The sequence below is a fragment of the Deefgea salmonis genome (assembly GCF_020531905.1).
GTDB classification, from domain to species: Bacteria; Pseudomonadota; Gammaproteobacteria; order Burkholderiales; family Chitinibacteraceae; genus Deefgea; species Deefgea salmonis.
The window spans coordinates 446847-470791 of the sequence record NZ_JAJAWG010000001.1 but is presented as its reverse complement, the minus strand read 5'-3'; the positions used below and the strand labels follow the sequence as shown (position 1 = coordinate 470791).

Sequence of the window (23945 nt, the reverse complement as noted above, 5' to 3'; positions counted from 1 at the left end):
TGATCTTTGGCATAAACAGCATTCATGCTTGCCATTAATTTACTTACCGACTGTTTCAAATCAAGAGAAAACAATGACGCCAGTTGATTTACATTGCCATTCTAATATTTCAGATGGCTTACTGCCGCCCGATGAAGTAGTACGTCGTGCGCATTCACGGGGCTGTCAATTATTTGCGCTCACCGATCATGATGACATCCGTGGCTTGGCGTTAGCGCGGCAAACTGCGGATGAGCTAGGCATGCAGTTTATCAGCGGCGTAGAGATCTCCGTGAGTTGGGGCAAGCACACTTTGCATATTGTGGGCTTAGGCTTTGATGAGAATGACCCGACGCTGCTAGCTGGGCTAGCCAGTGTGCGAGAAGGGCGTGCCGAGCGTGCCGAGCGGATGGCCAAAGGCCTAGAAAAACTCGGTATTGAAGGTGTATTGGCGGGGGCGCAAAAGTTTGCCGAGAACCCAGAAATGATTAGCCGCACGCATTTCGCCCGTTTTTTGGTTGAATCTGGCCGCTGCAAAGATACTAAATCGGTATTTAAAAAGTATTTAGTGCGCGGCAAGCCGGGCTATGTCGAGCATGAATGGGCGCGTTTGCACGATGCGATTGATTGGATTCGGGGTGCGGGCGGCGTTGCGGTGTTGGCGCATCCGGGGCGTTATGATTTAGGCAATGAAACCTTGCGCGTGCTCTTGATCGAGTTTCACCGCATGGGGGGCGAGGCGATCGAAGTGGTTTCCGGCACGCATAGCATTGCCGATGCGGCGCGTTTTGGCCGTTTGGCCAATGACTTTAATTATCAATGCTCGAGCGGTACCGATTATCACGCCACGGGCGAGGGCTCAAGAGAGCCCGGTTTAAATGCCGACCTTCCATTTGGCTGCACGCCAGTGTGGGAACGCTGGTTAAAACAACCTTTGCAAGATGTATCCCGCGCTAGCTAATGATTTAAATAGTGTGTAGCGATATACCTGCATAATTTGGATATTTATGTCACAGTTCTTTTCTATTCACGCTGAAAACCCGCAGCCGCGCCTGATTAAACAGGCGGTGGATATTTTGCGTAAAGGCGGGATTATTATTTACCCGACCGATTCGTGTTATGCCATGGGTTGCGCTTTAGATAATAAAGACGCAATTGAGCGGATTCGGCGGATTCGCCAGTTGGATGATAAGCATCACTTTACTTTGGCATGCCGTGATTTGTCTCAGCTTGGCAACTATGCGCGAGTGGATAATCAAGCTTTTCGCCTGCTCAAGGCGGCAACGCCAGGCAGTTATACCTTTATCCTGATGGCGACCAAAGAAGTGCCGCGCCGGGTGTCGCACCCTAAAAAACTCACCATTGGCTTGCGGGTGCCGGATCATCCGGTGGCGCTGGCTTTGCTCGAAGAGCTGGGTGAACCGATGTTGTCGAGCTCTTTATTGTTGCCCAATGAAGAATACCCAATGACCGACGCGTGGGAAATTCGTGATCGCTTAGAGCATGACGTCGATTTGGTGATTGAAGGCGGTTACTGTGGTACGGAGCCGACCACGGTGATTGATCTTTCTGGCGATATGCCGACGCTGATTCGGCAAGGTAAAGGCGATGTGACGCCGTTTTCACTGTAAAGCACAAAGGTTGATATGGAACTCAATATAATTCAGACCATTGCAGTTTGGGCTTTGCCCGTGCTGTTTGCCATTACCGCCCATGAGGCGGCGCATGCGTATGCGGCCAAACGGCTGGGTGATCCGACGGCTTTTTTGCAAGGTCGAATGACGTTTAACCCGCTCAAACACATAGATCCGATTGGCACGGTGTTATTGCCTTTATTGTGCGTTTTATTACCGGGTGGTTTTTTATTTGGTTACGCCAAACCCGTTCCGGTTGATTTTCATGCATTAAATAATCCCAAGCGTGATATGCGCTGGGTGGCTGCAGCGGGGCCGTTGGCCAATTTAGTGATGGCTTTTATCTGGGCTTTGTTATTTCGTTTTGCCGCTGGCAGTTTAGAGGGTAGCTCGTTCCAATTGCCTTTGGCCTTAATGAGTCAAGCAGGGATTCAAATTAACGTGATTTTAATGGTGCTGAATTTATTACCCATTCCGCCATTAGATGGTGGACGAATTATGATTTCGATTTTGCCGCCTAATTTAGCAAGAACGTTAATGAAAATTGAGCCGTATGGTTTTTTTATCTTAATCGCTTTATTAGTCACCGGTATTTTGGGCCACATCTTGATGCCATTAATGGCGATGGTGATGCGTTTAATTCAGATTGTTTTGTAGGTGCGCGTGATGCGAGGAATTGTTTTTCCTGTGGTATTGATAGTGATTGGCGCTGGCTGGCTCATGAATTCGCTTAATTTTTTCCCCAGTGTGAGCTGGATTATCATTATCGGATTAATGAGTGCTGGGATTGCCATTTTGGCCATTGATGGCATCAATAAATCAACCGTTGTCCTCGGCCCAATGCTGATTGCCGGTGCAATCACCACGTTTTTACGCCAGCAATATCAATTGCCACTCTCAATTCAATGGCCAGTATTGCTCATGTTGTGCGGCGTACTCATGCTATTGGCGCGTTCACGATGGATTGCGGTTGCTCCGCCTAAACCGTGGGAAAAACAGTCGTTACCCCCGCGTCAACCCGAATGAATGCGGCCGATTTACCGATCACGCCACGGGCATTGGCGCATGTATTTGGTGAGCCGGTGCATGCGTTTCCGCACGATTTATATATTCCCCCTGAAGCCTTGCAGGTGTTACTCACCGAATTTGAAGGCCCGCTCGATTTATTGCTGTATTTAATTCGCAAACAAAATATTGACATTCTCAATATCCCAATGTCACAAGTGACCACGCAATACATGGCATATGTTGAGGCGATGGAGGCGTGTCATATTGAATTGGCGGCAGAATATTTGTTAATGGCCGCGATGCTGATTGAAATCAAATCGCGTTTGTTAGTGCCTAAACCCAGCGTTGAAATTGATTTTGATGCCGACATTGAAGATCCGCGCGCTGAATTAATGCGGCGATTATTAGAATACGAACAAATGAAATTGGCCGCGCAAGCCTTGGATGCGCTGCCGCAAGCTGAACGCGACTTTAGCTGGGTTTGTGTCGCGTTTGAACCGGAACATATTGAATTATTACCCGATGTCAATCTGGTCGATTTAAAGCTCGCGTGGCTGGGATTATTGGCACGCAATCGGCAAATTCAACATCATGTCGTCGCCAGCGAGCAGTTGTCGGTGCGCGCGCAAATGGCGCATATTTTGCGAGTTATTGCCAATGGTCGATATTATGAATTGAATGAACTGTTTGATATGCAGCAGGGCGTGCCATTATTGGTGGTGACTTTTATTGCGATTTTAGAATTAGTTAAAGAGCGTTTGATTTCAGTCACGCAATATGCGGTATTAACGCCAGTGTATGTTCAGTTAATTGCTGCAAAATCGAGTGAAGCATAAAAATGCAAAGTAAATTGTGAAGTCAGCCTTTACTGCGCTATTGCATGGCGTTGGCGTTGGCGTTGAGTCATTTGCTTATGACCGTTGGATGTATGCATCATAAGCCTAGCAATACAATAATGGCACGACAGATCGATCCATTATTGACTATTTAAGTGAGTTTTAAATGGATCAAATTCAAGCAATTAAAATCATTGAAACGGTGTTATTAACGAGCCAAGAAGCATTGCGCGTACCGCAAATTAAAAAAATATTGAATGATGAATTAAGTTCGGCAGTGATTTTGCAATGCTTGCATGAAATTACTTTAGCGTGGCAAGGTCGTGGTATTCAATTGTTAGAACTCGCCAATGGTTGGCGCTTTCGTGCGCAGCCTGAAATGCAAGTGTATTTAAATCGCTTAAATCCAGAAAAGCCACCGCGCTACAGTCGTGCGGTAATGGAAACGCTGGCGATTATTGCGTATAAACAACCGATTACGCGCGGCGAAATTGAAGAGATTCGCGGAGTAGTAGTCTCTAGCCAGATTATTCAAACCTTAAAAGAGCGTGGCTGGTTAGAAGTGATCGGGCATAAAGAAGTACCGGGGCGGCCAGAATTATTGGCAACCAATGCCGCATTTCTTGCTGATTTGGGTTTAAAGCAACTCAGTGAATTGCCTGCGGTTGCTTTTGATGCCGAAATATTGCGCCAGCAAGATTAGGGTCTGTTGACGTTTGGTTGGTCAGTTGCGCTGGTTTTTCTTGTTGTTGAACGGGCAGGCAGGATAGCAATTATTTCACATTGCTGACTTCATCCTGTTGGTAGTCTGATGGCTGCAACTACATTTTGTAGACATTTCAAGTAGAAAAAGCTTATGTTGATCGTCGTGTCCTTTCGAAGATCTTTTGCTACCGATGTCGCAATCTTACAGAAAATATTATGTATTGGCATTGACCTATCTTTTAGCGGGCTTAATCGATTACAGCTTGCTGCCAAAAGGGACTTGGTTTAGCCCATTAAATCTTCAGCTGGGTATTGCTGTGGCGGGCTTATTGCTGATGGGCCCGAAGGCGATACTCTCGTGCATTCCTGGTGCAATCGCATATGGGCTAGAGCTCGATCCGACTTTGTGGGTCGCCGCCAGCATGGCGGCGCTCAATTTAACGCAAGCTTTATGTGTGTTTAGTTTATTGCCGCTGTTTGTTGCCGATGGCGAATTTAAAATCAACGATAGCCATCGATTGTTATTATCCGGGCCTATTTATAGCAATATTTTATTTGCCAGTATTTTAATTTCATTCGTTCAATTTGTGGCACCTCAACCGTTGCTAATGCAAAACTGGCTGATGCTTTGGTTGGCGCAATCCTTGAGTTTGTTAATTATTATTCCTGCTGTTTTTGCGGTAATGAATGATAAAGAGTTATTGACGCCAAATTGGATTATTGAATTAACACTGCTCATTACGGTGGTGGCCGGCGGTAGTATTTTATTGTTTCAAGGGCATAATATGTATGCTTTGGAAGCGGCCTATTTAATGTTCCCTTTATTTATTTGGTCGTCGCTTCGCTTGGGGCAAATTGCCAATAGCGCCATTGCCTTAGTGATTTTGCTGTCGGTGAGTAGTCAATATATTAGCGAAACCAATTCAATTGTTCATACCGTCAGATTATTGTTTTTATTGGCGATTGCGCTGCAAACGGCGATTTTTTTAACCGCGTCTCATCGTGAAAATCAGCGGGCAATGAATGCCGCACGCTTGGCAGGCAAAATCTTTCAACATGCCAGTGAAGGTATTTTGCTGACCGATGCCAATGCTAAAATCATTGCCACCAACCCCGCGTTTGAAAAAATAACCGGATTTCAAACGCGCGATGCGATTGGCAAAACATCGCGTATTTTTGGCCGTCAGCAAGGTCAACTCAGCGTATTACAGGCGGATCAATTAACGCGTTTGCATTAGATTGGCCACTGGGAGGGGGAGGTGCAAGATTGGCGTAAAGGCGGTGGCGCTTATCCGGCTTGGTTGTCGATGAGCGCAGTGCGCGATGAGTACCATCAAATTACCAATTATGTCGCGGTTTTTTCTGATTACACCGCCCGCAAAGAAACCGAGCAAAAAATGCGCCATCTGGCGCAGCATGACGCACTCACGGGCTTACTCAATCGCAGTGGCTTACACGAGGCGCTTGGGCAAATCTTGACGCGGGCCAGTACCAAATGCCGCGCTTTTGCTTTGCTATTTATTGATTTGGATCGCTTTAAAACCATTAACGATACGTTGGGGCACGATGTTGGGGATGAGTTACTTAAAGTGGTCGCGCAGCGCTTGCAAGGCAATGTCAAGCAGCATGATACGGTGGCGCGCTTGGGCGGGGATGAGTTTACCGTGCTATTGGAAAACGTCATTCATAACGAGCAAATTATTCAAGTTGTTGAACGGATTTTATTGGCGCTGGGCGAAGTGTATCAAGTGGGAGAACACGAGCTTTTTGTGACCGGTTCGATCGGGATTAGCCTTTATCCACACGACGCGGGGCAAGCGGCGCAATTGATGAAAAACGCCGATATTGCGATGTATCGCGCCAAAGAATTAGGCAAAAACACCTATCAGTTCTATTCGGTGGATATGAATATGGCGCATCAAATGTCGCATTTAAATTTAGAAAATGCACTGCGTTTTGCGCTAGAACGCCAGCAATTACAATTATGGTATCAACCACAGTTTGATTTGATGACGGGGCAATTGGCTGGGTTGGAATGTTTAATTCGCTGGCAGCACCCGCAATTGGGTCTAATTTCACCGAGCGAATTTATTCCGATTGCTGAAGAAAATGGTTTGATTGTGCCGATTGGTGATTGGGTGCTCAATGAAGCGTGTCAACGCGTGCAACGTTGGCGGCAACAGGGGTTTGCCGTGCCTCGCATAGCGGTGAACTTATCCGTGCGGCAATTTAGGCCTGATCTTTTGCTCAATCAGGTCACCAAAGCGTTGCAAAATAGTGGGCTGCCGGCTGAAGTATTAGAGCTTGAAGTCACTGAAAGCTTGATTATGACGCGGATTAATGAAGCGGTTGCCATATTGCATCAGCTCAAACAACTGGGCGTTAAAGTAGCGATTGATGATTTTGGTACCGGATATTCGTCCTTGTCACAACTTAAAAACTTACCGCTGGATACTTTAAAAATCGATCGATCTTTTATTGAAGGCATTCCCGAGCAGGCCGATGATGTGGTGATTGCGGAAACCATCGTGATTTTGGCCAAAAAACTGGGCTTAAATGTCGTTGCCGAAGGGGTTGAGACGCAAGCACAAATGCAGATTTTGCGTGATATGGGTTGTGCTTGTGCACAGGGTTATTTCTATAGCAAGCCATTATCAGCGCTCGACTTGGAGGCGCACCTGGTCCATTCTGCCAAACAACTTTCTGGGGTATATTGAGCTAATCTTTATCTAGGCTAAAGTTGCAGGCTATACCTTAGCTCGGTATGGCTTGGCGTTGTTGCCAGCAAGCCGCGCGCCGTGCATGCCAGCTCACGCTGGCATGTGGTTAAAGTCGTGCTGAGCTTATTGGGTGGATTTTTTACTGTTGCTGCTGGCGGGCTTGGCCGATTTGGCGAGGTCATCACCACGTTGATACGCCGCTTTGATTTCATCGGCAAGCTGTAAGACTGCTGTGGCGTACAAGGTGCTCTTGTTGTAGCGAGTGATGACGTAAAAATTATTAAAGCCTAAAAAGTGCTGGGTGAAACCGGGTTCAGTTTCCAGTGCGTAGAGTACTGCGGGCTGCTGGGTGTTGATTTCGGCAATCGGTGCCACGCCTTTGGCGATTAATTCATCCACAGTGAAATGAATGTTAAATTTATCGGCTAATAAGGGCGCAGGGTCTTGATTCATATTGACGGCGGTAAAGGTGTCGCCTTGATCCACCCAGCCGTGTTGATTTAAGTAATTGGCAACTGAGGCCAGTGCGTCGCCGGGGTTATTCCAAATGTCGTGGCGACCATCGCCATCCCAATCTTGGGCGTATTGCCTGAAAGACGACGGCATAAACTGCGGCCAGCCCATTGCACCGGCGTAACTGCCTTTAAATGACGCGGCGTCTTGTTTTTCCTCTTGCGCTAATAAGAAAAACTCAGTGAGCTCTTTTTGAAAATACGCGGCACGGCGTGGGTAATTAAACGCGATGGTACTTAAAGCGTCGACAATCCGAAACGAGCCGGTATAACTGCCGTAATTGGTTTCTGCGCCCAAAATGGCCAACATCACTTCGGGGGCCACTTTGTATTGCTTGGCAATGGCATTCATTAAATCGGCATGATTGCGCCAAAATTTGGCGCCATTATTGATGCGCGTTTTATTCACAAAATTGGCTTGAAACTCATGCCAAGGTCGGCTGGTTGAAGGGCGATCCAAAATCGTAATGATATTGTTTTTGGTTTGCGCGTCTTGCAGCACACTCGTTAGGTAGTCTTCACTCAAGCCATGCGTGGCGGCGGTTTGGCGAATGTAGTCTTGCACTTCTGGGCGACTAATTAATTCATCATCGGCAAAAGAAGGGGCCGATACAGCGAGGGTTGCCAAGATGGCGAGAGTGATTTTTTTCATCAATAAGGTCGATTTAATGAGACAGCGCGCTAGAAAGTAGCTGCGCTGTAATGTTAACAATGGGAATCACGCGATCATACGCCATTCGAGTCGGGCCAATCACGCCTAAAGTGCCGACGATTTCGCCATCCACGCGATACGGTGCGGCAATCACCGAGCATTCATCCAGTGGTGCAATGCCTGATTCTTGGCCGATATAAATTTGGATGCCTTGGGCGCTTTGCCCCAGTTGCATGAGTTTAAGTAGGGTGCTTTTTTGCTCAAAAAGTTCAAACAACTGCCGCATTTGCCGCATATTGCCGGTGAAATCATTCAGCCCGAGTAATTGATGCTCGCCAGCAATAATCATCTGGTCATTGCCTAAATCTTGCCCCATTTGCATCGCGGCATTCATCAGTTCGAGTAATTCACGTTTTACTTGGCCTAAGTCTTGTTGCAATACCTGCATTAAATGGCCAATGGTTTTGCCAGCACAATGCCGATTTAAAAAATGCGCGGCGTCATTGAGCTCATTCACGCCTAAAACCCGCTCAGTCTGCACAATGCGATTTTGTACCTCACCATCTTGCGTGACCAAAATCAGCAACACACGTTTATCCGATAGTGGCAAAAATTCAATTTGTTTGAGCAACACTTCGCTACGGCGTGGCGGCGTCACCACACCAGCAAAATGCGTCAGCTGAGATAACAGCTGCGAAGCAGCGGCAATGCTGTGCTGTGGATGATCGTTGGGTAATTCAGTGCTGAGTAACTCGGGTAAAGCGGTGTTGGCGCTATGGTTTTGTGTGATCAGCAAGCGGTCAACAAACAGCCGATAGCCTTGCGCGGTGGGAATGCGGCCGGCAGACGTGTGTGGGCTGGTAATGAGACCGAGGTTTTCTAGGTCGGCCATTACATTGCGTATCGTGGCCGAGCTGACATCCAGCCCAGAATAGTGCGATAGCGCTTTTGAGCCAACAGGGTGGCCATCGGCGATATAGCGCTCAACCAGTGTCTTGAGCAGGCGGTGAGATCGATCATTGAGCATCATAGCGCTGGATTTTAACCTGTCTGGCGTGTTATTAATGCGTTCTGTGATTTTTTTCACGAACAAAACCCAAACTATTGGTGTAAAACCACACGTCATGCATAGCTTATTTAAAACCATCGCCCTTGTTGGCCGCTTAAATACCCCCGCGCTTGGGGATCCGATTGCTCGTTTGGCCGCCATGCTAGAGGCTGGCGGGATTAAAGTATTGGTCGAGCAAGACATCGCCCAAGAGCATGGCATTATTGAATACCAAAAAGTATCGCGCGATCACATCGGCAAATTGGCTGATTTGGTTGTGGTATTAGGGGGGGACGGTACCATGCTGTCGGTGGCGCGGTTGTTGGCTCCCTATCGCATACCCTTAGTGGGGATTAATCAAGGCCGTCTCGGCTTTATGACTGATATTCCATTGCATGAGATGGAAGTCACGATCAGTAATATGATTGCCGGGCAGTTTGTTCCCGAAGAGCGCATTTTGCTAGAGACGACGATTTTGCGCGATGGCCAGCCCATTAGCACCTCATTGGCGTTTAATGATGTGGTGTTTAGCCGTGGCTCAATTGGTTCGATGATTGAGTTTGAGATTTTTGTCGACAATCAATTTGTCTACAGCCAACGCTCCGACGGTTTAGTGGTGTCCACGCCAACCGGCTCTACCGCCTATGCATTGGCCTCCGGTGGGCCGATTTTGCATCCTGCACTACCCGCAATCACCTTGGTGCCCATTTGCCCGCAATCTTTATCCAATCGCCCGATTGTGGTGTCAGATAACGCCCAAGTGGCATTTTTATTAACGCGCGGGCAGGGCGCTCGTGTGCATTTTGATAATCAATCTGATTTTGAATTGCATGAAATGGATCGCGTCATGATTCGCCGTTACACCAATTCACTGCGTATTTTGCATCCGCATGGTTATAGCTATTACGATATGCTGCGCGCCAAATTGCGTTGGGGTGAAAAATTATTGTAAGCCGTATGGACTGCGTTCTGGCGTGATCACGCCCATTTCATCGTTTAGCGCCGCCCTTGGGTCTAAAAAAGGCATAACACGCGAAAACGCCAGCGCGAAAGGCCTAAAGTCGCGCGGTTTTTGCGGGATTTACGTGCGTTAGCGATGAATTTTAATGCCCAGCGCTCGCCATTTTTATAGAACGAATGTACACTTTGATCTTGTTCTGAGCTTTTAACTTAGGTGAGACCATGCTGGCAGCGCTGCATTTACGTGATTTTGTCATTGTTCGTGAACTGGATTTAGACTTTCAAGCGGGCTTAACCGTACTCACCGGCGAAACCGGCGCGGGTAAATCTATTTTGATTGACGCGCTGGGTTTATTGCTCGGCGATCGCTCAGATGCTGGCGTGGTTCGTCACGGCGCTGAGCGCGCTGAATTATCGGCTGAATTTATGTGTGAAGCCCTCAGCGGCGTCACTGCGTGGCTGATTGAACAAGGCTTAAGCGAAGATTGCGCGCCATTGATTATTCGTCGAGTGATTGATGCTAATGGCAAATCCAGATCATTTATCAATGGCAGCCCCGTTACACTGAGCCAGCTTAAAGGCGTCGGTGAATTCTTGGTCGACATCCACGGCCAACACGCCCACCAATCGTTATTACGCCATGACGCGCAGCGTGATTTGCTCGATGCTTACGCTGGCACCACCCAAGTCGCGCGCGATACCGCCAAAAAATATCAAATTTGGCATACGCTAGCGCAGCAACTTAATGATGCCGAACAAAATGCCGAGCGCTTTGAAACCGAGCGTGAGCGCTTACAATGGCAGATTGATGAGGTTGCTGCACTGAATATGCAAGAGGGCGAATGGCCTGAGTTGCAGCTCGATCACAAGCGCTTGCACCATGCCGCAGGCTTAATCGATGGGGTACAAGAAGGGCTGATGGCGCTCAGCGACGGCGATGACAATTGCCAAAGCTGGCTCGCCACGGCGGCGCATCGCTTAAGCCAATTGGCTGATTTTGATCCGTCGATTAACGATACCTTAGAGCTCATTGCTGGCGCCGAAGCGCAATTGGCCGAATCAGTGAGTGCATTACGTTTATATGCCGACCGCTTAGAGCTCGATCCTGAGCGCTTAAGCGAAGTTGAAAGTCGCCTTGATGCGATTTATAAAATGGGCCGTAAATATCGCATCGACCCGTCGCAGCTGCTATCGCAATTGCAAGAATGGCAAGCGCGGTTGGCCGAATTGGGCGGCGCAGAGGGTTTGGATGCCTTGCGAAAACAAGTCTTAACCGCAGAAAGCGCTTATCGCAAATTGGCCACATCTTTAAGTAAATCCCGCACTAGCGCGGCGCAGAAATTATCACAATTGGTCACAGAGCAAATGCAAGTCTTGGCTTTGTCGGGCAGCCGCTGTGAAGTGGTTTTGCAGCCTTTAACGCATCCTGCGGCTTATGGTTTAGAGCAAGTTGAATTACAAGTGGCCAATCATCCCGCTTCGCCATTGCGCCCAATGGCCAAAGTCGCCTCCGGTGGTGAGTTGTCGCGAATTAGCTTGGCCTTGCAAGTGGTCACCAGCCAAGTGGCGAATGTACCGACGCTGATTTTTGACGAGGTGGACGTTGGGATTGGCGGGCGCGTTGCCGAAATCGTTGGGCGCTTATTGTCAGAATTAGGCCAGTCGCGGCAAGTTTTGTGCATTACGCATCTACCGCAAGTAGCCGCCTGTGGCGTACAGCATTTGCAAGTAGCCAAACAGCAAGGTAAAGAAGGCGTGATCAGCTCGATTGAATTATTAAGCCACGAGGCCAGAATCGAAGAAATCGCCCGCATGCTCGGTGGTTTAGACATTACCGAAACCACGCGCCAGCATGCGGCGGAAATGTTGGCTTAGAGATTTTACCGTTGCGTTTGTGTTTATTCGATGCGTTTTGCAAGGGCTTGTCTGAGGCTAGCCACGACGTACCGCGTTGTCAATTCACGCCAAGCTTTGCTCTGTAGCATCCAGTCGAATGTCAAAGAACGAGGTATTGCTTTCTACAATACATTAATAATGGATTGCAATCGTATACCCCATGAAGGATTTTGAGTTGAGTTACACCGATTTGGATTTTATGCAGGCGGCTTTGCAAGAGGCCGAGCTGGCTTTGGCTTTGGGTGAAGTGCCCGTCGGCGCGGTCGTGGTCCATCAAGGGCAAATCATCGGCCGTGGCCATAATCAACCAATTCATCGTCACGACCCGAGTGCGCATGCCGAGATGCTGGCGATTCGGCAAGCGGCCCAACATTTAGGCAATTACCGCTTACCCGAGTGCGAGCTATTTATTACGCTTGAGCCATGTTTAATGTGTAGCGGCGTTATTTTGCAATCGCGCATGGCGCGCGTGGTGTATGCGCTGGCTGAACCCAAAACCGGGGCGGCAGGCAGTGTGTGCAATCCGTATTTAGAACCACGCTTAAATCACCATACCCAGATTGAACAAGGTGCTGGTGGTGAGCAGGCCAAACTATTACTGCAAACTTTTTTTGCCCAAAAACGTCAAGCATCAAGCCCTGTACCACCATTGCAGATCACGGGGCTGGCTAATTTTCGTGATTTAGGCGGCATAAAAACGGCAGCAGGAAAAACCATCCGCTCGCGGATGTTGTTTCGATCGGATCAATTGGCCGGTTTGCAAGATCAGCAAGCCTTTGCTGCATTGGCGATTCGCAGCATTTGGGATTTTCGCACTCCCGCTGAGATCGCTCGCGATCCAGATCCGCAGTGGCCAGCCGTGCAGTGCCGCACCGCGGATGTATTAGCCCAATCGCAGTTGCCATCGGCTCTGAGTTTAGACGCATTGCTGGCCGATCCTGCGCAATTGAATCTGCATTTAGGACAAGGGCGTGCGGCCTTGCTGATGGCCGACATATACCGCGAAATGGTTCGTAACACGCATGCACAAGGGGTAATGCGCCAATGGCTGCATTCACTCTGTAGTCGCGAGCTATACCCCGTCTTGTGGCATTGCACTGCGGGTAAAGATCGCACCGGCTGGGCGACAGTTTTATTGTTAACGATCTTAGGTGTGCCGCATGAGCGGATTTTGCGTGACTATTTGGCGAGCAATGCCCATGTTTTGCTCAAATACCAGCCCATGATTGCGCAGTGCGTTGCCAAAGGTGCGGATGTGGCTATTTTGAATGCTATTTTTGGCGTAGAAGCCGCCTATCTAAAAGCGGCACTCCATGAAGTCAAAAAAATATCCGGCACGCTACCGCGCTATATTGAGCATGTTTTGGGCATCAGTCAGCAGCAGCAAGCCGCAATACGTTCACATCTACTCGATTCGCTGTGAACGGCCAAATGGATGCAATCATTGGTTTGATTTATTGATAAATCGGATCAAATAAATCGCTTAAGCCTTGCCCCGGTGAGGCTTGGCGCATAAAGGCTTCGCCGACCAAATAAGTGTGGACGTCATGATCATGCATCAATTGCACATCACTTGACGCATGAATACCACTTTCACACACGGCGATTCGGTTGCCGCCAGCGTCAATAATCCGTGGTAATAAGTCGATCGTCGTTTGTAAGCTGACTTCAAATGTACGCAAATTACGATTATTGACCCCCACCAGCGGCGTAGTTAATTGCAGCGCGGCGTCGAGTTCTTGGCCGTTATGCACCTCAACCAACACCGCCATACCAAGGCTATGCGCTAGCGCTTCAAAATCGCGCATTTGCGCTAAATCGAGCTCGGCGGCAATCAATAAAATGCAGTCGGCACCCCAAGCGCGCGCTTCAAAAAACTGATACTCGTCAACCATAAAGTCTTTACGCAGCGCCGGTAAAGCGCAGGCCGCTCGCGCCGCTTTAAGGTAATCAGCATGACCTTGAAAATATTGCACATCGGTCAGTACCGACAAACACGCTGCGCCATTGGCCGCATAATCGGCGGCGATTTCCGCAGGTACAAACGGATCGCGCATCACGCCTTTGCTTGGGCTGGCGCGTTTGATCTCCGCAATCACTCCGGCTTTGCCTGCCGCGTGTTTAGCACGAATCGCCGCAACAAAATCACGGTGATCTTGATTGGCTTCAGCTTGGGCGCGGATTTCGGCGAGTGGCAGGTGTTTTTTAGCCGCAGCGACTTCTTCAAACTTCGTCGCCCAGATTTTTTTTAGGATGTCGGACATGGCTTCACTCGTAGGGCGGGTTAGCCACAGGCGTAACCCGCCAATATTTTAAATTTTTAGGATGGTGGCTTACGCCGCAGCGCGGCCACCCTACGTCAATCTATCGGCTTAGGCCAGCGCCTGTGTAAAACGAATTAACGCGGCAAGCTTGGCTTTCGCCGCGCCATTGGCAATCACTTCATGCGCTGCATTAATGCCATCTTCGAGTGTGACGGCTAAGTTGGCGGCGTAGATGGCAGCACCAGCGTTCAGTAAGACGATGTCGCGGCAAGGGCCGACTTCGCCGTTGAGTACCGACTCGATCTTGGCTTTGGACTCGGCGGCATTGCTGGCGTGTAGTGCTTTAATGTCGGCGAGCTCAAATCCCAGCTGGCGTGGGTCAAATTCGTATTCGGTGATTTGTCCGTCTTTGAGTTCGGCAATCATCGTTGGGCCGCTGATCGAGATTTCGTCCATGCCGTCTTTGCCATGGACGATGAGTATGTGCTTGGAACCCAGCTTTTGTAATACCCGCACTTGAATACCCACTAGATCTGGGTGAAACACGCCCATCACTTGATTGTCAGCACCAGCAGGGTTTGTCAGTGGGCCAAGGATGTTGAAAATCGTGCGCACGCCAAGTTCTTTACGTACTGGCGCGACGTATTTCATGGCGCTGTGATGGTTGGGGGCAAACATAAAGCCCAAACCGACTTCGTCAATACACTGGCCAACTTGTTCGGCAGTCAGGTTGAGATTCACGCCAAAGCTTTCGAGCACATCGGCCGAGCCAGAGCTCGATGACACTGATCGGCCGCCGTGTTTGGCGACTTTGGCGCCTGCTGCCGCGGCGACAAAAGCCGCGCAGGTAGAGATATTAAACGTATGCGCGCCATCGCCGCCGGTGCCGCAGGTGTCAACAAGGTGCCGTTGATCTTGTACTGCCACTTTGGTCGAAAATTCGCGCATCACAGTGGCCGCAGCGGCAATTTCGGAAACGGTTTCGACTTTGGTGCGCAGACCAATCAAGAGTGCAGCGATTTGCGCTGGCGTCATTTCACCCGACATGATTTGCCGCATTAAATACAGCATTTCATCGTAAAACAATTCGTTGTTGTCGATCAGGCGATTGAGCGCGGCTTGTACGGTAATCATGGTGTTTCCACAGAAAACCTGACGCAGAGACGCAAAGGCGCAGAGAAATTCAAATCTTAAATGACATCGTTAGTGAATTGATTGTGATGAAAAAATCACCCCAATAAGACTGAATAGCGACTGACTAACGATTAATGATTGATCTCTGTGCCTCTGCGTCTCTGCGTTGAAGGCTTGTTAAGAAAATTCGCGTAAGAAATTGGCCAGCATTTGATGGCCATGCTCGGTCAAGATCGATTCGGGGTGAAATTGCACGCCTTCGATGGCTAAAGTTTTATGGCGCACCCCCATAATTTCGCCGTCGGTGGTCCATGCGGTGACTTCAAGGCAATCGGGGAGCGAATCGCGCTCAATGGCCAATGAATGGTAGCGGGTGACGGTAACCGGAGAGGGTATATCTTTGAACATCCCGATATCGTTATGGATAACGGGCGATACCTTGCCATGCATTAGGGTTTTGGCGTGCAACACCACGCCGCCAAAGGCTTCACCAATCGCTTGATGCCCCAAGCACACGCCCATAATCGGCAGCTTGCCAGCAAAATGCTTAATCGCCGCCACCGAAATACCCGCCTCGCTTGGCGAGCAAGGGCCGGGTGAAATCACCAGATATTTTGGCGCTAAAGCTTCGATTTGCTCGATGCTGATTTCATCGTTGCGATGCACTTGGACGTCTTGGCCGAGCTCGCCAAAATATTGCACCAAGTTGTAAGTAAAGCTATCGTAGTTGTCGATCATCAGTAACATAGTAAAACCCTTTCAACGCAGAGACGCAGAGACGCAGAGAAAATCACAGGTGATTTACAATTCTATGCGTGCCTTCTATCAATCGTGCGCTGTTGAAATTAATGAGTAGCCCTAATGGTTTTTGAGCTAAACGTAAATAACTTAATAATTGTGCTTTGTGTACCGGTAGAATGATTTCTACCGCTTTTATTTCGACAATTAGCTTGTTTTCAATCAGTAAATCAATACGAAATGAAGTGGCCAGATCTTTTCCTTTGTAATGCAAAGGCAGTGCTAATTGGCTTTGTGTGTTTAGTTTTCGCAAACTTAATTCATGCAGTATTGCGGATTCATAAACAGCTTCAAGAAGTCCTGGGCCTAAATGCCGATGCACTTCAATCGCGGCGCCAATCACTTGCTCGCTGAGCTCATTGTATTGCATCGCTTATTCTCCGTGCCTCTGCGTCTCTGCGTCAGGTGTTAAGCGTCCAACCCCTGTTCGGCTAATTCAGCCGCGCGTAGTACCGCGCGGGCTTTGTTGAGCGTTTCTTGCCATTCGCTTTGCGGTACAGAGTCGGCCACAATGCCGGCGCCGGCTTGCATATAGAGTGTTTGGTTTTTAACCACTGCAGTGCGCAGCGCAATGGCCACGTCCATATCGCCGTTAAAGCCCAAATAACCGACTGCGCCAGAATATATGCCGCGTTTAGTCGGCTCCAACTCGTCAATGATTTCCATGGCGCGCACTTTGGGCGCGCCGGAGACCGTGCCAGCGGGGAAGGTGGCTTTGAGCACGTCAATCGCGCTGAGTTTGGGTTTGAGCTTGGCTTCTACACTGGAAACAATGTGCATCACGTGGGAGTAGCGCTCAACAATCATTTTGTCGACGAGTTTAACTGAGCCAGTTTGTGCCACGCGACCGGCGTCATTGCGGCCCAAATCAATCAGCATCACGTGTTCGGCGATTTCTTTCTCGTCAGCGAGTAATTCTTGCTCGAGCGCCAGATCCTCTGCGCGATCTTTACCGCGAGTTCGGGTGCCAGCAATTGGGCGCACGGTGACGGTGTCGTCTTCGAGCCGCACCAAAATTTCTGGCGATGCGCCAACAATTTGCATGTCACCAAAGTCGTAATAAAACATATACGGCGAAGGGTTAATGCTGCGTAACGATCGATATAAGGACATCGCCGAGGCGTGCATCGGCGCACTCATGCGTTGCGCCAGCACCACCTGCATCACGTCGCCCTCTTTGATGTAATCTTTGGCTTTGAGTACCGCCGCCTTAAATGGCGCTTCGCCAAATTCAGACACCGGCACGCCCACATTGCCGGTTGGTAACGAGAGCGCCATATTGGCCGGCTCACGTAATTTCATTCGTAATGCATGAATGCGCGTACTGGCGGTGTCAAATGCGTCGATTTCATGCGGGTTGGCGTACACCACTAAATACAGCTTACCGCTTAGATTATCGACCACGACGATTTCTTCGGAGAGTAATAGCTGGATATCGGGCGCGCCAATTGGATCGGCTTTCTGGCATTGCGCGAGTTTACGCTCGATATAACGAATGGTTTCGTAACCAAAATAGCCGACCAAACCACCCATAAAGCGCGGCAAGCCTTTACTGGGAGGGGCTTTAAAGCGGGCTTGGTAGCTTTCGATAAAATCCAGTGGATTGCCTTCATGGCTTTCAATGATCTGATCGTCATGAATCAGCTCAGTGCGCGTGCCGCAAACTTTGATTCGGGTGCGCGCTGGTAAACCAATAAATGAATAGCGGCCAAAGCGCTCGCCACCGACGACCGATTCTAATAAATACGAATACGGACAATTGGCGAGTTTAAGGTAGACCGAGAGCGGGGTATCTAAATCAGCAAATAATGCTTGGATTAGCGGAATGCGGTTAAAGCCTTGGCTGGCCAAGGCGTCAAATTCGATGCGGGAAATCATGGTGTTACTCCAAATAGAATAGAAGAAGGACGTCTGCGCGCGAGATCAGCGACGCCATCGCCATTCAAAAATTGCGTATTGCTGCTGTGCGGAGTAAAAAGCCATGTGGATTGATATCTATTTAAATCGAGAAGTAAGCCCCAATTGTGCGTGAACTGAACAAGACCGTCAAATTCACGCGCAATCGGTGTGACATTGCTTGCGAAGAAATAGATTTGTTCGCAAGCAATAAGCGTTAAATCGGCTATTGCTGCCCAATCACGCGGTCAGCTGGAACCATAGTCAGCGATTTGATTTGTGCATCACCTTCAATGTTCAAACTTAAATTCGCTGACGTTAATGACGTGGCTTTAGCCTGCCCAAGCGTTGTGTTTAAGCGAGATCGAGAAAGTCACATAAATCAGCAAAGCTATGAATTACCGCATCGGCATTGAGTGATTCAACGTCGCTGCCATAACCATAACTGACTGTCAGTACAGGGCAGCCCGCCGCCCTTGCTGACAATACATCGTTGATTGAGTCACCGACCATCAGCAACTGACTGGTGGGTACGTTTAATCGGCTGGCGGCATACAGGAGCGGATCAGCAGAGGGTTTTTTATTGCTGACAGTGTCGCCAGCGACCACCACCTCAAAATGCGTGTCGATACCCAACTCGCGTAGCAAAGGCAGGGTGAAGCGTTCTGGTTTATTGGTAACCAGTGCTAATGGAACTTGCCGCTCGCGCAGTAGATGTAAGGTGGCGAGTACTTTAGGGTAAAAGCGCGTTGCGATATGCAGGCCTGCAAGGTAGTGCGCATTAAAGCTCAGCATACCCTCACGCTGTATATCACTGCCGGTATATTCTGCATCATGGCTGTCAGCCAATACCCTTGCGACTAAACTGGCGGCGCCATCACCAACAAAGCTGGCAACGCGATCACTTTCCAGTGGGGACAGTCTCGCGTCGGCGCGCGCTAAATTGGCGGCACGGGCTAAATCATGGATTGAATCGACTAAAGTGCCGTCAAGGTCAAATGCACAAGCAATAATACTCATTGAAGCCTCATTCATGTCTGCAAAAATCTAAGTCAAAAAACGCCATTGATCGTATCGATTTACAAAATAGTCAGTAAGCGTGTAAAAGGGCGGCCGATTGCTGCTTTGCCTTGGTGAATTAAAACCGGCCGCTCGATCAACTGGGGGTGCGCAGCGAGGTGCTCGATAATCTGCGCTGCGCTTAATACTCGCCCTTGGCATAACTCAGCCCAAAGCGGTTCTTTTTGCCGCACTAAATCCAGCGCGGCGATGTCGAGCATCGCCAGTAAAGCCGTGATTTCATCGGCGCTCAGCGCGTTCTCAAGGTAAAGACGAACCTCTGGCGAATGCCCTAAGGCGTTCAGTTCGCTCAGGGCCTCGCGGCTTTTGCTACAGCGTGGATTGTGCAGCAGCTGCATTACGCCACCTTGGCCAGTTCGGCGCGCATTTGGTCAATGACGGTTTTGTAATCGGGTTGGCCATAAATAGCGGAACCCGCAACAAAGGTATCGACGCCCGCCGCCGCACACGCGGCAATATTGTCGACTTTGACCCCGCCATCGATTTCCAGCCAGATTTCACGGCCAGTTTTGGCGGTATAAGCATCGATTAAAGCGCGCGCTTGCCGTGCTTTGACTAAAGTTTCGGCAATAAAGGATTGGCCGCCATAACCGGGATTGACTGACATCAGCAAAATCATGTCAATTTTGTCCATCACGTAGTCAAGGTAATGCAGTGGTGTGGCCGGATTAAAGACTAAACCCGCTTTACAGCCCGATTCTTTAATTAAACCTAAAGAGCGATCAATATGCTCAGAGGCTTCGGGGTGGAAAGTAATGATGTTGGCGCCCGCTTTGGCAAAGTCGGGGATAATACGATCAACCGGTTTTACCATTAAATGCACATCAATCGGCGCGTCGGTCCATGGCCGGATGGCATCGCAAACCAAAGGACCTATGGTGAGATTAGGCACATAATGGTTATCCATGACATCAAAGTGAATGATGTCGGCGCCAGCAGCGATAACGTTTTTTACTTCTTCACCCAAACGGGCAAAGTCAGCCGATAAAATACTTGGGGCGATGCGATAAGTCATGAATCCGGCTCCTAAGAAGGCAAGAATAGGCACTAGTAGGCTCTAGTGTGCCAGTTTAACGCGAAAACAAGATGACTTTGCTCAATATGCGTTCGCCACGCTGGTAAACTGCCACATCGCCCTGATCTACCACAGGACATACGGAGAATTTTAAATTGGAAGCCACTTATAAAATTAGCGTGACGGCTCGGCCGTTTTATCTTGCCGAGCAATCCAATGAAAGTGCCGAGCAATACACTTTTGCCTATCAAATTACCATTACCAATGAAGGCAACGTGCCCGCTAAGTTGATGGCACGGCACTGGGTGATTGAAGATGGCCAAGGCCAAAAACAAGAAGTGCGCGGTTTGGGGGTGGTGGGTGAACATCCTGAGATTGCACCGGGTGAGTCTTTTGAATATACCAGCGGCGTGACGCTCAATGCGCCGGTTGGCACCATGTATGGTAGCTACCAAATGATGGCGGCCGATGGTACTGAATTTGAAGCCACGATTGCGCCATTTATTCTTTCTATGCCTCGGACATTGCATTAATGACATCAACAGTAGAAAACAAATCAAAGCCACCGCGTAAAGATTGGCAAACCTTATCCACCTTATTGCCTTACTTGATGCAATATAAGTTTCGAGTTTTTGCTGCGCTTAGTTTGCTGATTGCCGCCAAACTCGCCAATGTGTCGGTGCCCTTGGTACTCAAAGACATCGTTGATCATCTGGACGTGCAAAATCAGGCTTTAGTGCTGCCACTGACGTTAATTTTGGCCTATGGCGCACTGCGTCTGAGCTCGGCGGTGTTTGGTGAGATGCGCGATGCGGTGTTTGCCAAAGTCACGCAAGGTGCTATTCGCCGGGTGGCCTTGCAGGTGTTTGAGCATTTGCATCGTTTGTCGTTGCGCTTTCATCTGGAGCGCCAAACTGGCGGCATGAGTCGCGATATTGATCGCGGCACCAAAGGGATTGCGTTTTTATTGAACTTTATGTTGTTCAATATTTTGCCGACCTTGGTTGAAATTGCTTTAGTGGCGGTGATTTTGCTTAAAAAATATGACTGGTGGTTTGCCGCAGTCACATTTGCAACCGTCGCAGTTTATATCGCATTTACGCTGGGCGTTACCGAGTGGCGGATGCGCTATCGGCGTGAAATGAATGTTTTAGATTCCAATGCCAATACCCGGGCTATTGATAGTTTAATTAATTATGAAACCGTGAAGTATTTCGGCAACGAGCGCTGGGAAGCCGAACGTTACGACGCCAGTATGCAGCAATGGGAAGGCGCAGCAGTGCGCAATCAAGTGTCTTTGTCATTTTTAAATGCCGGCCAGGCCATTATTATTGCCGTCGGGGTCACGCTGTTGGTGGGGATGGCGGCCGATGGCGTGGTGAAAGGCACGATGACGTTGGGTGATTTGGTATTGGTGAATGCGTTCTTATTACAACTGTATGCGCCACTGAATTTTTTGGGCTTTGTTTACCGTGAAATTAAAAACTCTTTAGCCGATATGGAAAAAATGTTTGGCTTAATGAGTAAGGGCGCAGAAATCAAAGACAAGACGAATGCGCAAGCTTTGCAAACGAGCAGTGCGGCCATTACGTTCTCGCAGGTTGATTTTGCGTATGAGCCCAATCGGCAGATTCTGCACGATGTGAGCTTTAGCATCCCTGCAGGCAAAACGGTGGCGGTGGTTGGTGCCAGTGGCGCGGGCAAATCGACCTTGTCGCGCTTGTTGTATCGCTTTTACGATGTGAACTCAGGCTCAATTTGTATTAATGGCGTTGATTTGCGTGATTTAACGCAAGCCAGTTTGCGCTCGCACATTGGGATTGTTCCGCAAGATACGGTTTTGTTTAACGACACAATTTACTACAACATTGCTTACGGAAAACCAAGCGCCAGTCGTGATGAAGTGATTGAGGCGGCAAAATCAGCGCATATCTATGATTTTATTATGAGTCTGCCTGATGGTTTTGAAACCACTGTTGGTGAGCGTGGTTTGAAACTGTCAGGAGGCGAAAAGCAAAGGGTAGCGATTGCGCGTACCGTCTTGAAAAACCCGCCAATTTTGATTTTTGATGAGGCCACCAGTGCGCTTGACTCTCATACGGAAAAAGCCATTCAAGCTGAATTAAAAGCGATTTCTCTAAATCGAACAACTTTGGTTGTGGCGCATCGCTTGTCGACGATATCGGATGCCGATGAAATCTTGGTGATGCGCGACGGCTGCATTGTTGAGCGCGGCAGCCACCGACAATTGTTGGCTTTGGATGGCGTTTACGCCCAAATGTGGGCGTTGCAGTTGAGTGCCGAGTAAGTAATTCGGGTTTTATTTTAAAAATATATACAGTAAAGCCCTAGCTTTTTTAGGTTTATTGTTAAAAATCAAACGCCAATCAGAATGTAAGGTTTTTGTGTAAATTTGTCACAGTTTTATTTATGCAGATCGCGTGTAATAGCGCCCACATCGACTACATACTGTACGTCAGTGTGTGGCGCTATTATTTTAGGGGTTGGCATATGTCGTTAGATCGTAAAGATTGGGAATGGGTATTGACGTGCTTCGGAACAGCGGTGGGGGCTGGGATCTTATACCTCCCTATTCGTGCTGGTTTGGGTGGAATTTGGCCGATGTTGATTTTAACGGCAATTATTTTCCCAATTACGTTTGTTGCCCATCGTGGGATTACACGGGTTGTTGCATCTTGCCCTCAGCCGACAGACATTATCGGCGCAGTTGAATATGACCTTGGCCGTAATGTGGGTTTTGCCGTTTCTATTTTGTACTTCTTGTCGATTGTGACCATTTGCGTGGGTTACGCCACCGGTGTGACCAATATTGTTGAGTCTTTCTTACATAATCAAATGGGCGTGGAAGGTACTTCGCGCACCGTGTTGACGTTCTTGCTCTTGGCCGGTTTAACGGGAGTGATTTTGGCGGGTGAAAAATTCATGGTCCGCGTTACTTCCATGATGACTTTTCCGTTGATTATTATGCTGGCCGGGTTGTCAATTTATATGATCCCGCAATGGAACACCGCGATTTTAAGCGCACCATTTGAAGTCGGTGATGTGTTTAAAAACATGCTGTTATTGTTTCCTGTGCTCGTTTTTGCGATGAATTTCTCTCCAGTATGCTCGACGTTAGCGGCATCTTACCGCTCGCAATATTCTGCTGAAGAAGCGGTGCAACGTACCGATGGCATTATCAAGTGGACTTCGTTGATTTTGTTGGTGTTTGTGATGTTTTTCGTTTTCTCGATGGTACTGGCCACTTCGCCTGAAGTGTTGGCGATGTCGCAAGCGAAAAACGTTGATATTTTGACGACGGTTTCTTTGATTGTGTCGCAACCATTCTTGCAATATCTGATTCCGCTGATCGCCTTTCTTGCGATTGCCAGCTCGTATTTTGGTCACTTTGTCGGCACTCGTGAGGGTTTGGTTGGCATTACGACTCGGGTGATGACTTGGAACAATCCAGCGGCGGAAGCGAAATTAAATCGCAAAAAAATCAATATGATTGTGACGCTGGTGATGATGATTGGTTTGTGGTTCTTGGCCGTATATAACCCGCCAATTTTGAAAATCATCGGGGCGTTGTCTGCGCCGATTATTGCGATTTATGCTTACTTAATGCCGGTGATGTTGATGAAACGAATTCCGCGCTTGTTTATTTATCAATCAAAAATGGCTGGTTTTATCTTTGTAATGGGTTTGATCGGGATTGTGGGTGACTTTGTCGGCAGTTATTTGTAATTTGCACCGATACTTAATGAGTTGGTTTTGATTTGCTGGATCAGTCGGGCTCATCGCTCGT

General features: G+C 48.7%; 24 protein-coding genes. 14 read left to right on the top strand and 10 right to left on the bottom strand.

Annotated elements, in window-relative coordinates; all coding sequences use genetic code 11:
- Window positions 1–73: 73 nt before the first annotated feature.
- From LG219_RS02075 to LG219_RS02040, 8 genes are all read left to right on the top strand, one after another.
- On the top strand, window positions 74–940 hold the full coding sequence (locus LG219_RS02075) for a 3',5'-nucleoside bisphosphate phosphatase (protein ID WP_226762885.1): 867 nt from the start codon (window positions 74–76) through the stop codon (window positions 938–940).
- A gap of 46 nt (window positions 941–986) precedes the next feature.
- Entirely contained in the window at window positions 987–1610 is a 624-nt protein-coding gene (locus LG219_RS02070) for an L-threonylcarbamoyladenylate synthase (protein ID WP_226762884.1), read from the top strand.
- 15 nt (window positions 1611–1625) lie between these two features.
- The gene (locus tag LG219_RS02065) at window positions 1626–2270 is read left to right on the top strand and encodes a site-2 protease family protein (RefSeq protein WP_226762883.1); all 645 of its coding nucleotides are present in this window, start codon (window positions 1626–1628) and stop codon (window positions 2268–2270) included.
- Window positions 2271–2333: 63 nt separating this feature from the next.
- Window positions 2334–2639, top strand: a complete 306-nt coding sequence (locus LG219_RS02060; RefSeq protein ID WP_226762882.1) for a hypothetical protein — start codon at window positions 2334–2336, stop codon at window positions 2637–2639.
- A complete protein-coding gene (locus LG219_RS02055; protein ID WP_226762881.1) occupies window positions 2636–3457 on the top strand; it encodes a segregation and condensation protein A in 822 nt (273 codons plus the stop codon). Before LG219_RS02060 ends, LG219_RS02055 begins: the two co-directional genes overlap by 4 nt.
- Window positions 3458–3623: 166 nt before the next feature.
- Window positions 3624–4160: an SMC-Scp complex subunit ScpB gene (gene scpB / locus LG219_RS02050; protein WP_226762880.1), complete on the top strand. Its 537-nt coding sequence runs from the start codon at window positions 3624–3626 to the stop codon at window positions 4158–4160.
- Between the two features lie 193 nt (window positions 4161–4353).
- Entirely contained in the window at window positions 4354–5400 is a 1047-nt protein-coding gene (locus LG219_RS02045; protein WP_226762879.1) for a PAS domain S-box protein, read from the top strand.
- Between the two features lie 21 nt (window positions 5401–5421).
- Complete coding sequence (locus LG219_RS02040; RefSeq protein WP_226762878.1) at window positions 5422–6879, top strand: putative bifunctional diguanylate cyclase/phosphodiesterase; 1458 nt, start codon at window positions 5422–5424, stop codon at window positions 6877–6879.
- A 126-nt stretch (window positions 6880–7005) separates the two neighbouring features.
- Here LG219_RS02040 and mltB read toward each other — a convergent pair whose 3' ends face one another.
- Both mltB and hrcA read right to left on the bottom strand, forming a co-directional pair.
- Window positions 7006–8046, bottom strand: a complete 1041-nt coding sequence (gene mltB / locus LG219_RS02035) for a lytic murein transglycosylase B (protein WP_226762877.1) — start codon at window positions 8044–8046, stop codon at window positions 7006–7008.
- A 13-nt stretch (window positions 8047–8059) separates the two neighbouring features.
- The gene (gene hrcA, locus LG219_RS02030; protein ID WP_308444057.1) at window positions 8060–9133 is read right to left on the bottom strand and encodes a heat-inducible transcriptional repressor HrcA; all 1074 of its coding nucleotides are present in this window, start codon (window positions 9131–9133) and stop codon (window positions 8060–8062) included.
- Window positions 9134–9170: 37 nt separating this feature from the next.
- On the opposite strand from hrcA, the gene LG219_RS02025 reads away from it, so the two are divergent.
- The 3 genes from LG219_RS02025 (at window position 9171) to tadA (ending at window position 13373) form a co-directional block, all read left to right on the top strand.
- The gene (locus tag LG219_RS02025) at window positions 9171–10046 is read left to right on the top strand and encodes an NAD kinase (RefSeq protein ID WP_226762876.1); all 876 of its coding nucleotides are present in this window, start codon (window positions 9171–9173) and stop codon (window positions 10044–10046) included.
- A 230-nt stretch (window positions 10047–10276) separates the two neighbouring features.
- Window positions 10277–11929 carry a DNA repair protein RecN gene (gene recN / locus LG219_RS02020; RefSeq protein ID WP_226762875.1) on the top strand — a complete coding sequence of 551 codons (1653 nt, stop codon included), beginning with the start codon at window positions 10277–10279 and terminating at the stop codon, window positions 11927–11929.
- 196 nt (window positions 11930–12125) lie between these two features.
- Complete coding sequence (tadA, locus tag LG219_RS02015; RefSeq protein WP_226762874.1) at window positions 12126–13373, top strand: tRNA adenosine(34) deaminase TadA; 1248 nt, start codon at window positions 12126–12128, stop codon at window positions 13371–13373.
- Between the two features lie 31 nt (window positions 13374–13404).
- Here the strand turns inward: tadA and trpC are convergent, their stop codons facing one another.
- The 8 genes from trpC to rpe all read right to left on the bottom strand — a co-directional run bounded on the left by trpC (window position 13405) and on the right by rpe (window position 20137).
- Complete coding sequence (gene trpC / locus LG219_RS02010; RefSeq protein ID WP_226762873.1) at window positions 13405–14214, bottom strand: indole-3-glycerol phosphate synthase TrpC; 810 nt, start codon at window positions 14212–14214, stop codon at window positions 13405–13407.
- A gap of 108 nt (window positions 14215–14322) precedes the next feature.
- Window positions 14323–15348, bottom strand: coding sequence for an anthranilate phosphoribosyltransferase (gene trpD, locus LG219_RS02005; protein WP_226762872.1), 1026 nt, complete (start codon window positions 15346–15348; stop codon window positions 14323–14325).
- 177 nt (window positions 15349–15525) lie between these two features.
- Window positions 15526–16095, bottom strand: coding sequence for an anthranilate synthase component II (locus LG219_RS02000; RefSeq protein WP_226762871.1), 570 nt, complete (start codon window positions 16093–16095; stop codon window positions 15526–15528).
- 43 nt (window positions 16096–16138) lie between these two features.
- Window positions 16139–16516: a GxxExxY protein gene (locus LG219_RS01995; protein ID WP_226762870.1), complete on the bottom strand. Its 378-nt coding sequence runs from the start codon at window positions 16514–16516 to the stop codon at window positions 16139–16141.
- A gap of 38 nt (window positions 16517–16554) precedes the next feature.
- Complete coding sequence (gene trpE / locus LG219_RS01990; protein WP_226762869.1) at window positions 16555–18024, bottom strand: anthranilate synthase component I; 1470 nt, start codon at window positions 18022–18024, stop codon at window positions 16555–16557.
- A gap of 372 nt (window positions 18025–18396) precedes the next feature.
- Window positions 18397–19062 (bottom strand): phosphoglycolate phosphatase, encoded by a 666-nt coding sequence (locus tag LG219_RS01985; protein WP_226762868.1) that lies wholly within the window; start codon window positions 19060–19062, stop codon window positions 18397–18399.
- Window positions 19063–19121: 59 nt separating this feature from the next.
- A complete protein-coding gene (locus LG219_RS01980) occupies window positions 19122–19460 on the bottom strand; it encodes an ArsC/Spx/MgsR family protein (protein WP_226762867.1) in 339 nt (112 codons plus the stop codon).
- Window positions 19460–20137: a ribulose-phosphate 3-epimerase gene (gene rpe / locus LG219_RS01975; protein ID WP_173534109.1), complete on the bottom strand. Its 678-nt coding sequence runs from the start codon at window positions 20135–20137 to the stop codon at window positions 19460–19462. Before rpe ends, LG219_RS01980 begins: the two co-directional genes overlap by 1 nt.
- Before the next feature lie 155 nt (window positions 20138–20292).
- On the opposite strand from rpe, the gene apaG reads away from it, so the two are divergent.
- The 3 genes from apaG (at window position 20293) to LG219_RS01960 (ending at window position 23884) form a co-directional block, all read left to right on the top strand.
- Window positions 20293–20670 carry a Co2+/Mg2+ efflux facilitator ApaG/CorD gene (apaG, locus tag LG219_RS01970; RefSeq protein WP_226762866.1) on the top strand — a complete coding sequence of 126 codons (378 nt, stop codon included), beginning with the start codon at window positions 20293–20295 and terminating at the stop codon, window positions 20668–20670.
- On the top strand, window positions 20670–22445 hold the full coding sequence (locus tag LG219_RS01965) for an ABCB family ABC transporter ATP-binding protein/permease (RefSeq protein WP_226762865.1): 1776 nt from the start codon (window positions 20670–20672) through the stop codon (window positions 22443–22445). The genes apaG and LG219_RS01965 overlap by 1 nt, the downstream gene beginning before the upstream one ends.
- Before the next feature lie 203 nt (window positions 22446–22648).
- On the top strand, window positions 22649–23884 hold the full coding sequence (locus tag LG219_RS01960; RefSeq protein ID WP_226762864.1) for an amino acid permease: 1236 nt from the start codon (window positions 22649–22651) through the stop codon (window positions 23882–23884).
- Window positions 23885–23945: the final 61 nt, after the last annotated feature.

Bases quoted from the DNA above. Each gene is read 5' to 3' on its own strand.
- LG219_RS02075 (WP_226762885.1), top strand. From the start codon at position 74: ATGACGCCAGTTGATTTACATTGCCATTCTAATATTTCAGATGGCTTA.
- LG219_RS02070 (WP_226762884.1), top strand. From the start codon at position 987: ATGTCACAGTTCTTTTCTATTCACGCTGAAAACCCGCAGCCGCGCCTG.
- LG219_RS02065 (WP_226762883.1), top strand. From the start codon at position 1,626: ATGGAACTCAATATAATTCAGACCATTGCAGTTTGGGCTTTGCCCGTG.
- LG219_RS02060 (WP_226762882.1), top strand. From the start codon at position 2,334: ATGAATTCGCTTAATTTTTTCCCCAGTGTGAGCTGGATTATCATTATC.
- LG219_RS02055 (WP_226762881.1), top strand. From the start codon at position 2,636: ATGAATGCGGCCGATTTACCGATCACGCCACGGGCATTGGCGCATGTA.
- scpB (WP_226762880.1), top strand. From the start codon at position 3,624: ATGGATCAAATTCAAGCAATTAAAATCATTGAAACGGTGTTATTAACG.
- LG219_RS02045 (WP_226762879.1), top strand. From the start codon at position 4,354: ATGTCGCAATCTTACAGAAAATATTATGTATTGGCATTGACCTATCTT.
- mltB (WP_226762877.1), bottom strand. From the start codon at position 8,046: ATGAAAAAAATCACTCTCGCCATCTTGGCAACCCTCGCTGTATCGGCC.
- LG219_RS02025 (WP_226762876.1), top strand. From the start codon at position 9,171: ATGCATAGCTTATTTAAAACCATCGCCCTTGTTGGCCGCTTAAATACC.
- recN (WP_226762875.1), top strand. From the start codon at position 10,277: ATGCTGGCAGCGCTGCATTTACGTGATTTTGTCATTGTTCGTGAACTG.
- trpC (WP_226762873.1), bottom strand. From the start codon at position 14,214: ATGTCCGACATCCTAAAAAAAATCTGGGCGACGAAGTTTGAAGAAGTC.
- trpD (WP_226762872.1), bottom strand. From the start codon at position 15,348: ATGATTACCGTACAAGCCGCGCTCAATCGCCTGATCGACAACAACGAA.
- LG219_RS02000 (WP_226762871.1), bottom strand. From the start codon at position 16,095: ATGTTACTGATGATCGACAACTACGATAGCTTTACTTACAACTTGGTG.
- LG219_RS01995 (WP_226762870.1), bottom strand. From the start codon at position 16,516: ATGCAATACAATGAGCTCAGCGAGCAAGTGATTGGCGCCGCGATTGAA.
- trpE (WP_226762869.1), bottom strand. From the start codon at position 18,024: ATGATTTCCCGCATCGAATTTGACGCCTTGGCCAGCCAAGGCTTTAAC.
- LG219_RS01985 (WP_226762868.1), bottom strand. From the start codon at position 19,062: ATGAGTATTATTGCTTGTGCATTTGACCTTGACGGCACTTTAGTCGAT.
- LG219_RS01980 (WP_226762867.1), bottom strand. From the start codon at position 19,460: ATGCAGCTGCTGCACAATCCACGCTGTAGCAAAAGCCGCGAGGCCCTG.
- rpe (WP_173534109.1), bottom strand. From the start codon at position 20,137: ATGACTTATCGCATCGCCCCAAGTATTTTATCGGCTGACTTTGCCCGT.
- LG219_RS01965 (WP_226762865.1), top strand. From the start codon at position 20,670: ATGACATCAACAGTAGAAAACAAATCAAAGCCACCGCGTAAAGATTGG.
- LG219_RS01960 (WP_226762864.1), top strand. From the start codon at position 22,649: ATGTCGTTAGATCGTAAAGATTGGGAATGGGTATTGACGTGCTTCGGA.